The organism is Bacillus sp. LR_5, from assembly GCF_042709275.1.
In genome coordinates, this window is sequence record NZ_JAVAXX010000269.1 from 1 (window position 1) to 8,748 (window position 8,748).

Below are 8,748 nucleotides of genomic sequence, written 5' to 3' on the forward strand. Positions count from 1 at the left end.
CAAACCCGTATTATGAGGATTTATTTAAGCGAATGAAACAGCATCCCTGCAAGGCTTGCGGATGAATGATTTTTTCGAACAGGCCCGTTTTGCCGGTCAAAAAAGGTCTTCTACTAAGGGTTAACCGCTGATTTTTGCCGTATCCAAGCTATACATTATTTTTTCATCAGGAGACAGATAATTGATGGACGATCCCAAGCTTACATTTAGCAGACAACGCAAATATTTATTGTTCATTTTGGCAGTGTATGTACTGGGTTATGGTTTAACAGCGTATAAAACCGTTTTTTTAGGCCTTATTCTGGGAACTGTTTTCAGTTTGTTTAATTTTTTACTGCTCGTCAGAAGAATGAATGCTTTTGACAGAGCTGTTGAGAAAGGAAAGTCCATACGATCTCTCGGGAGCGCAGCGCGGTGGTGCAATGCGATTCTTGCTGTGGCTGTTGCCTATAAAAATCCCGAATACTTTCATATGGCAAGTACAGTTATTGGATTAATGACAATATACCCTGTCATTATGATAGATTCCTTTATCCAGCTTAAACGTTCATCAATGGAAGAGAGGTGAAAACCCTTTGAATCATGGTTACAGAACTATAGAATTTCTAGGTCTTACTTTTAATCTGACAAACATTCTGATGATTACTGTGGCGAGTGTGATTGTTTTATTGATTGCTATATTGACGACAAGAACGCTTTCGATCCGTCCCGGAAAAGCCCAGAACTTTATGGAATGGATTGTTGATTTCGTCCGCAATATTATTGGCAGTACAATGGATTTAAAAACAGGGGCTAACTTCTTGGCACTTGGTGTCACATTGCTGATGTACATATTTGTGTCGAATATGCTGGGGCTGCCGTTCTCTATTACAATCGGACATGAGCTCTGGTGGAAGTCTCCGACAGCCGATCCTGCCATTACATTAACGCTAGCCGTGATGGTTGTTGCTTTAACCCACTACTATGGTGTGAAGATGAAAGGGCTCAAGGAATATTCCAAAGACTATTTAAGACCTGTTCCATTCATGCTCCCGATGAAAATCATCGAAGAGTTTGCGAATACGCTGACTCTAGGTTTGCGGCTGTATGGTAACATCTTCGCCGGTGAGATTCTTCTCGGCCTGCTTGCGGGATTAGCAACAAGCCATTATTCGCAAAGCGTGGCTCTCGGTCTTGTCGGTACAATCGGTGCCATTCTGCCGATGCTGGCATGGCAAGCATTCAGTTTATTTATTGGTGCTATCCAGGCATTTATCTTTACAATGCTGACGATGGTGTACATGTCTCATAAAATCAGTCATGATCATTAAAACATTATATCCAAACGGATAACATTTTAAAGGAGGAACTTTTTCATGAATTTAATAGCAGCTGCGATTGCAATTGGTTTAGGCGCACTTGGTGCAGGTATTGGTAACGGTTTGATTGTTTCACGTACGGTAGAGGGGATTGCCCGTCAGCCGGAAGCAGGTAAAGAACTGAGAACTCTTATGTTCATGGGTATCGCATTAGTTGAAGCCCTTCCTATTATCGCTGTCGTTATCGCATTCTTAGCGTTCTTTGGCTAAGCATAAAAGCCTTATATGAACTAAAAATGGCGAAGATCATTCCAAGAGAACCTTCGCCATTGCTTTATGTCTGATAAGCATCCCGCCTTGCCGGCTGAAAAGAGACAAGTGCGGCTGCTGGATCAGCAAAGAAAAACCTGCAGAAGGGAGTTGCCGTAGTAGATGTCTCAATTACCACTTGAACTAGGATTGTCGTTTAACGGCGGAGATATCCTGTTCCAACTGTTAGCTATGTTAATCTTATTAGCGCTTCTGAAGAAATACGCTTTAGGGCCGCTATTAAACATAATGAAACAGCGTGAAGACCACATCGCTGGAGAAATTACGTCTGCTGAAGAAAAAAATAAAGAAGCGCAGCAGCTGATTGAAGAGCAGCGCGTTCTTTTAAAAGAAGCAAGACAAGAATCCCAAACTCTTATCGAAAACGCAAAGAAACTGGGAGAGAAGCAAAAAGAAGAGATTATTCAGGCTGCACGTGCAGAATCTGAACGTCTGAAAGAAGCAGCAAGAACTGAAATCGTGAAGGAAAAAGAACAGGCGGTTTCTGCTCTCCGTGAGCAAGTAGCGTCTCTTTCTGTCATGATTGCGTCGAAAGTGATCGAAAAAGAACTGGATGAACAAGCGCAAGAGAAATTGATCCAGGACTATCTTAAAGAGGTAGGAGAAAGCCGATGAGTGGATCAGCTGTCTCTAAACGATATGCATCAGCTCTTTTTGATATAGCCAATGAGTCCGCTCAGCTGAATCAAGTAGAAGAAGAGCTAACTGTTGTAAAACAAGTATTTCAAAATGAAAAAGCGCTTAATGATGTGTTGAACCATCCGAAGGTGCCGGCTGCGAAGAAAAAAGAGCTGATCCAAAATGCATTTGGCTCTTTGTCACAGTCCGTGCTTAATACGATTTTTCTTTTGATTGACCGCCATCGTGCCGCGATTGTGCCTGAGCTCACAGATGAGTTTATCAAACTCGCAAATGTGGCCCGTCAAACAGAAGACGCAATCGTATATTCAGTGAAACCGCTGACGGATGCGGAAATTTTACCATTATCACAAGTGTTTGCAAAAAAAGCCGGAGTCGCTTCACTGAGAATCAGAAATGAAGTGCAGACGGATTTAATAGGCGGCATTAAAGTCCGCATTGGAAACCGGATTTATGACGGCAGCGTAAGCGGGAAGCTTCAGCGCATTGAACGTCAATTAGCCGGGGAAAATCGATAGAAGGGGTGAAACCTAAGTGAGCATCAAAGCTGAAGAGATTAGCACGCTGATAAAACAGCAAATACAAAATTATCAATCTGATATTGAAGTTCAAGACGTAGGTACAGTCATCCAAGTCGGTGACGGTATTGCTCGTGTACACGGCCTTGACAATTGTATGGCCGGTGAACTTGTCGAATTTTCAAACGGTGTTTTGGGTATGGCTCAAAACCTTGAAGAATCAAACGTAGGTATCGTCATCTTAGGACCTTTCAGTGAGATCCGTGAGGGAGACGAAGTAAAAAGAACAGGCCGCATCATGGAGGTTCCTGTTGGTGAAGAGTTAATCGGCCGTATTGTAAATCCGTTAGGCCAGCCGGTAGACGGACTTGGCCCGATCCTTACAAGCAAAACTCGTCCGATTGAGAGCCCTGCACCAGGCGTTATGGACCGTAAATCCGTTCATGAACCGCTTCAAACCGGTATCAAAGCGATCGATGCACTGATTCCAATCGGCCGCGGCCAGCGTGAACTGATCATCGGTGATCGTCAAACAGGTAAAACATCTGTTGCGATCGATGCGATCCTGAACCAAAAAGACCAAGACATGATCTGCGTATATGTTGCGATCGGCCAAAAAGAATCAACAGTCCGCGGCGTAGTAGAAACATTGCGTAAACACGGCGCGCTTGATTATACAATTGTTGTAACGGCGTCTGCGTCACAGCCGGCACCGCTTCTGTACCTGGCACCGTATGCTGGGGTTACAATGGCGGAAGAATTTATGTACAGCGGCAAGCACGTTCTTGTTGTATACGATGATCTTTCTAAACAAGCGGCTGCTTACCGTGAGCTGTCCTTGCTTCTTCGCCGTCCGCCAGGCCGTGAAGCGTTCCCTGGGGATGTATTCTATCTTCATTCCCGTCTGCTTGAGCGTGCAGCAAAGCTTAGCGACGCGAAAGGCGCAGGATCAATTACAGCTCTGCCGTTCGTAGAAACACAAGCCGGAGATATCTCTGCTTATATTCCGACGAACGTCATTTCCATCACCGACGGACAGATCTTCCTGCAATCTGATTTGTTCTTCTCAGGCGTACGTCCAGCGATCAACGCCGGATTGTCTGTATCCCGTGTCGGCGGCTCAGCGCAAATCAAAGCGATGAAAAAAGTATCAGGTACTTTGCGTCTTGACCTTGCGTCATACCGTGAACTGGAAGCATTCGCTCAATTCGGTTCTGACCTCGACCAAGCGACTCAGGCAAAACTGAACCGCGGTGCGCGTACAGTTGAAGTGCTGAAGCAGGATCTGAACAAGCCGCTTCCGGTTGAAAAGCAAGTAGCCATTCTTTATGCGCTGACAAAAGGATATCTCGATGATATTCCTGTGGCGGATATCAGACGTTTTGAAGAAGAGTACTACATGTACCTTGACCAAAACCATAAAGACCTGCTTGACGGAATTGCGAAAACAGGAAACCTTCCTGCTGATGAAGACTTCAATGCTGCAATCGAAGGCTTCAAACGCACATTTGCACCAAGCAACTAACTCGAATGCTGATGAGAGAAAAAGGTTCTCTTTTTCTCTCTTTTTACGCAGATGAAGAGAAAAGGTGGTGAAATCTTTGGCCTCATTACGCGATATTAAGTCAAGGATCACGTCAACGAAAAAAACAAGTCAGATTACAAAAGCCATGCAGATGGTATCTGCGGCTAAGCTGAATCGTGCTGAAAACAATGCAAAATCATTTGTGCCATATATGGATAAAATCCAAGAGGTTGTGTCAAACGTCGGAAGAGTTTCCGGCAACGTGAAGCACCCGATGCTTCTCAGCAGAGAAGTGAAAAAAACGGCATACCTTGTCATTACGTCTGACCGCGGTCTTGCCGGCGCTTTTAACAGTTCGGTTTTACGGAATGCTTATCAGGCCATGCAAGAACGTCATCAGTCTAAGGATGAGTATGCGGTGATTGCCATCGGAAGAGTGGGCCGTGATTTCTTTAAGAAACGTGAGATTCCGATCATTTCCGAGTTAACAGGACTTGGGGATGAAGTGACGTTTACAGAAATTAAAGATCTTGCCCGTCAAACGATCCAAATGTTTATAGACGGTGCGTTTGATGAATTGCACCTTGTTTATAACCATTTTGTCAGCGCCATTACTCAAGAAGTAACGGAGAAAAAACTTCTGCCGTTATCTGATTTGGGCAGCGGCGGCGGAAAAAGAACGGCGTCTTATGAATTTGAACCATCTGAAGAGGAGGTTCTGGAGGTTTTGCTTCCTCAATATGCAGAAAGCTTAATCTTCGGTGCGCTTCTTGACAGTAAAGCAAGTGAGCACGCTGCAAGAATGACGGCGATGAAAAATGCGACAGACAACGCGAAGGAACTTATCGATTCACTTTCGCTTTCTTACAACCGCGCTCGCCAAGCAGCCATCACACAAGAAATTACGGAAATTGTCGGCGGAGCAGCCGCTTTAGAATAGAAAGATTTTGTCAGGAGGGATAGCGATGAAGAAAGGACGCGTTAGCCAGGTATTAGGACCGGTCGTCGACGTGCGTTTTGAAGACGGTCACTTGCCTGAAATTTATAATGCGATTAAAATTTCACAGCCAGCTGCAAGTGAAAACGAAGTAGGTATTGATTTAACGCTTGAGGTCGCTCTTCATTTAGGTGATGATACAGTCCGTACAATCGCAATGGCATCTACAGATGGTGTTCAGCGCGGTATGGAAGCTGTAGATACAGGAGCGCCAATCTCAGTACCGGTTGGTGATGTAACACTTGGACGTGTATTTAACGTTCTCGGAGAAAATATTGATTTGAATGAGCCGGTTCCTGCGGATGCGAAAAAGGATCCGATTCACAGACAGGCGCCTTCATTCGATCAGCTTTCAACAGAAGTTGAAATTCTTGAAACAGGTATTAAAGTTGTTGATTTGCTTGCTCCTTACATTAAGGGTGGTAAAATCGGATTGTTCGGTGGTGCCGGTGTAGGTAAAACCGTATTAATCCAGGAATTAATCAACAACATCGCGCAAGAGCACGGCGGTATCTCTGTATTCGCCGGCGTAGGAGAGCGTACTCGTGAAGGAAACGACCTTTTCTACGAAATGAGTGACTCTGGCGTAATCAACAAAACAGCCATGGTATTCGGACAAATGAACGAGCCGCCGGGCGCACGTATGCGTGTTGCTTTGACAGGCCTTACAATGGCTGAGCACTTCCGTGATGTACAAGGACAGGACGTACTGTTCTTTATCGATAACATTTTCCGTTTCACACAAGCGGGTTCAGAGGTTTCAGCCCTTCTTGGCCGTATGCCTTCAGCGGTTGGTTATCAGCCGACGCTTGCAACTGAGATGGGTCAGCTCCAAGAGCGTATCACGTCTACGAACGTTGGATCAGTTACATCTATCCAGGCGATCTACGTGCCTGCCGATGACTACACTGACCCGGCACCGGCGACAACGTTCGCTCACTTGGATGCGACAACAAACCTTGAGCGTAAATTAACTGAAATGGGTATTTACCCTGCGGTTGATCCGTTGGCATCTACATCACGCGCCCTTGCTCCTGAAATTGTCGGAGAAGAGCATTATGCAGTTGCGCGTGAAGTACAGTCAACACTTCAGCGTTACAAAGAGCTTCAAGATATCATTGCGATTCTCGGTATGGATGAATTAGGCGAGGAAGACAAACTTGTCGTTCACCGCGCACGCCGTATCCAGTTCTTCCTTTCTCAGAACTTCCACGTGGCTGAACAGTTCACTGGACAAAAAGGTTCTTACGTGCCTGTAAAAGAGACGGTACAAGGCTTCAAAGAAATCTTAGCCGGTAAATACGACCATCTTCCAGAAGATGCGTTCCGTCTTGTAGGCCGTATCGAAGAAGTTGTTGAGAAAGCAAAAGAAATGGGTGTAGAAGTTTAATCTGGTCCTAGGAGGGTAAAAGCATGAAGACCGTTAAAGTCAATATCGTTACTCCCGACGGCCCAGTATACGATGCGGATATCGAAATGGTGAGTGTGAGAGCCGAAAGCGGCGATCTCGGTATTTTGCCAGGCCATATTCCAACCGTGGCTCCTCTTAAAATCGGCGCTGTCCGTCTGAAAAAAGACGGACAGACTGAAATGGTTGCCGTCAGCGGCGGATTTGTCGAAGTCCGTCCTGATCAGGTCACCATCCTTGCCCAGGCTGCCGAGACAGCAGAAGGCATCGATAAAGAGCGCGCTGAAGCTGCACGCCAGCGGGCGCAGGAGCGTTTGAATTCTCAATCAGATGATACTGACATTCGTCGGGCTGAGCTTGCGTTACAGCGGGCTTTGAACAGATTGGATGTAGCAGGGAAATAAGAAAAAATCCTTCTCTTTATGAGAAGGATTTTTTTATGAACGCACAAGAGAATCAAACAGCGATAACAGCGGGCGATCCTCTTTTGGACGCAGGTATAAACCATCACAGGCATTCATTGTATGCCACGATTTGTGATGTCTTCTAAAGCCAAGTGTATAAGCGCCGTCTTTATAGGGATAAGGTTTTACAACCCATTCAGCATCTTCATGGCGGGCAATCACACAATCTATAAGATAAACACTAATCATTTTCTCGAATTCTTCAATAGGAAGATTCCAATCAGCAAGCAAAAGTTCTTGTATACTTTGAAAATAGAGGTTTTCAAGCTCTTCAAGGCTTTCTCTCGTATAGGTAAGAGAAATGTTAAAAAACTGACACAATTCATTCAGTTCTTCAATCTGTGACTGTCTATAATCATAATAGAATGCAATTGCTTCCCATTCCTGATCAAAAATTGGCAGGGCCTCACCATATTGCTTTTCAGGCTGAAAAAAAGAATGATTCACATTTGTCAGCTCCTTTCCAATAAAGTATACCATGTAAAAGAATCGCACTTTAAGCGGGGATTAGCCCTAGATTTGGGTGATTATTCCGTTCTGTATAAAATGTATCATCTTTATCTGTGCTTCTTATATAATAAGAAAGGGTATGAACGCAGAGAAAGGAGTGTAATAGATGAGTGTATTGGGACAGCAGGCTGCAATCGGCATTGTCGTTCACCTGATTTTTATAGCAGTGACTTGGTGGGCGTTGCAAGCCGTCAATATAGATCCGTTAATCAAAAAAGGCAAAGTCGTGCAGGCAAGACTTCTGATGATTTTGCTGACAATCGCCATTGGAACGGCCGTTGCCAATTTCTTTTTAGATTACCTCAATTATTCACAGCAGCTTCCCTATCTATTTTAATAGGTTTTGAACATTATTATCATTAAATGGTTGGGAGAAGCGGGTTGAGGCGAATAGCTCGAGTTTTGACGAAGATTTTTACGTATGGCGCCTCTTGCCTCCGGTAAAACTGGGGATAAGGGGGAGAGATGAACATGAAGAAAAAACAAGTAAGCCACGCTATTATCATTTCCGTCATGTTAAGCTTCGTCATTGCTGTTTTCCATACCATTCATGCGAGTGAATTAACACCGTTAGCACAGATGGCAGAGGGGATGGAACGCCAAGATGTGTCAATAGATAAGTGGACATTGCATGCAAAACAAAATATGTCACTGACCGAAAAAGAATTTTATCAAAAAGTGCAACGTTTAAAATCAGAGTATCGTCAATATGATTGGATGATTGCACGGGAAGATAAAATGATAAAGGCAATTGGCACATATACTGACAAAAAAAATCGTACTTCTTTTAGACTGCAGCTTGTCACAACCCTCAAAAAACACAATCCAACTTCGTATTTATTATATGAGCAAATGAGTCTAGAGACACCGGATAGCTGGAATGATACATATGAACAGTTTGAACGGGAGACACTTGGGATATTCCAAGAAAAAGTAGTTATTTTTACTTGTCTAAATGGTCACTTAGATGATAATATGAATATTGTTTTGCAAAAAAAAGCAAATCAGTTATTAAATGAATTTCAAGCAAGATCAGTAGAACATGTAGTGGAGCCAAAT

At 44.1% G+C, this 8,748-nt stretch carries 12 protein-coding genes; 11 read left to right on the plus strand and 1 reads right to left on the minus strand.

The window, feature by feature from the left end:
- Positions 1–184: 184 nt before the first annotated feature.
- The 9 genes from atpI to RAC86_RS31140 all read left to right on the plus strand — a co-directional run bounded on the left by atpI (position 185) and on the right by RAC86_RS31140 (position 7,119).
- Positions 185–568, plus strand: coding sequence for an ATP synthase subunit I (gene atpI, locus RAC86_RS31100; protein ID WP_003243159.1), 384 nt, complete (start codon positions 185–187; stop codon positions 566–568).
- A gap of 7 nt (positions 569–575) precedes the next feature.
- Positions 576–1,310, plus strand: a complete 735-nt coding sequence (gene atpB / locus RAC86_RS31105; RefSeq protein ID WP_003242621.1) for a F0F1 ATP synthase subunit A — start codon at positions 576–578, stop codon at positions 1,308–1,310.
- Positions 1,311–1,355: 45 nt separating this feature from the next.
- Positions 1,356–1,568: a F0F1 ATP synthase subunit C gene (gene atpE / locus RAC86_RS31110; RefSeq protein ID WP_003151167.1), complete on the plus strand. Its 213-nt coding sequence runs from the start codon at positions 1,356–1,358 to the stop codon at positions 1,566–1,568.
- 162 nt (positions 1,569–1,730) lie between these two features.
- Positions 1,731–2,243 carry a F0F1 ATP synthase subunit B gene (gene atpF, locus RAC86_RS31115; RefSeq protein WP_003244051.1) on the plus strand — a complete coding sequence of 171 codons (513 nt, stop codon included), beginning with the start codon at positions 1,731–1,733 and terminating at the stop codon, positions 2,241–2,243.
- Entirely contained in the window at positions 2,240–2,785 is a 546-nt protein-coding gene (locus RAC86_RS31120; RefSeq protein ID WP_072175618.1) for a F0F1 ATP synthase subunit delta, read from the plus strand. The genes atpF and RAC86_RS31120 overlap by 4 nt, the downstream gene beginning before the upstream one ends.
- Before the next feature lie 16 nt (positions 2,786–2,801).
- Positions 2,802–4,310: a F0F1 ATP synthase subunit alpha gene (gene atpA, locus RAC86_RS31125; protein WP_014481186.1), complete on the plus strand. Its 1,509-nt coding sequence runs from the start codon at positions 2,802–2,804 to the stop codon at positions 4,308–4,310.
- A gap of 76 nt (positions 4,311–4,386) precedes the next feature.
- Positions 4,387–5,250 (plus strand): ATP synthase F1 subunit gamma, encoded by an 864-nt coding sequence (gene atpG / locus RAC86_RS31130; protein WP_014481185.1) that lies wholly within the window; start codon positions 4,387–4,389, stop codon positions 5,248–5,250.
- A 25-nt stretch (positions 5,251–5,275) separates the two neighbouring features.
- Positions 5,276–6,697 carry a F0F1 ATP synthase subunit beta gene (atpD, locus tag RAC86_RS31135; protein WP_003227686.1) on the plus strand — a complete coding sequence of 474 codons (1,422 nt, stop codon included), beginning with the start codon at positions 5,276–5,278 and terminating at the stop codon, positions 6,695–6,697.
- A 23-nt stretch (positions 6,698–6,720) separates the two neighbouring features.
- Positions 6,721–7,119 (plus strand): F0F1 ATP synthase subunit epsilon, encoded by a 399-nt coding sequence (locus RAC86_RS31140; RefSeq protein WP_014478254.1) that lies wholly within the window; start codon positions 6,721–6,723, stop codon positions 7,117–7,119.
- Between the two features lie 33 nt (positions 7,120–7,152).
- Here the strand turns inward: RAC86_RS31140 and RAC86_RS31145 are convergent, their stop codons facing one another.
- Positions 7,153–7,626, minus strand: a complete 474-nt coding sequence (locus RAC86_RS31145) for a hypothetical protein (protein ID WP_377886387.1) — start codon at positions 7,624–7,626, stop codon at positions 7,153–7,155.
- A 169-nt stretch (positions 7,627–7,795) separates the two neighbouring features.
- Between RAC86_RS31145 and RAC86_RS31150 the strand changes: the two genes are divergently transcribed.
- Both RAC86_RS31150 and RAC86_RS31155 read left to right on the plus strand, forming a co-directional pair.
- Entirely contained in the window at positions 7,796–8,026 is a 231-nt protein-coding gene (locus RAC86_RS31150; RefSeq protein ID WP_003227691.1) for a DUF1146 family protein, read from the plus strand.
- A gap of 134 nt (positions 8,027–8,160) precedes the next feature.
- The coding region (locus RAC86_RS31155) for a YwmB family TATA-box binding protein (protein ID WP_377886388.1) at positions 8,161–8,748 on the plus strand (588 nt) is incomplete at its 3' end.

What these genes read in the sequence shown, in the direction of transcription:
- atpI (WP_003243159.1), top strand. Translation starts at nt 185, where the DNA reads ATGGACGATCCCAAGCTTACATTTAGCAGACAACGCAAATATTTATTG.
- RAC86_RS31140 (WP_014478254.1), top strand. Translation starts at nt 6,721, where the DNA reads ATGAAGACCGTTAAAGTCAATATCGTTACTCCCGACGGCCCAGTATAC.
- atpF (WP_003244051.1), top strand. Translation starts at nt 1,731, where the DNA reads ATGTCTCAATTACCACTTGAACTAGGATTGTCGTTTAACGGCGGAGAT.
- atpE (WP_003151167.1), top strand. Translation starts at nt 1,356, where the DNA reads ATGAATTTAATAGCAGCTGCGATTGCAATTGGTTTAGGCGCACTTGGT.
- atpD (WP_003227686.1), top strand. Translation starts at nt 5,276, where the DNA reads ATGAAGAAAGGACGCGTTAGCCAGGTATTAGGACCGGTCGTCGACGTG.
- RAC86_RS31150 (WP_003227691.1), top strand. Translation starts at nt 7,796, where the DNA reads ATGAGTGTATTGGGACAGCAGGCTGCAATCGGCATTGTCGTTCACCTG.
- RAC86_RS31120 (WP_072175618.1), top strand. Translation starts at nt 2,240, where the DNA reads ATGAGTGGATCAGCTGTCTCTAAACGATATGCATCAGCTCTTTTTGAT.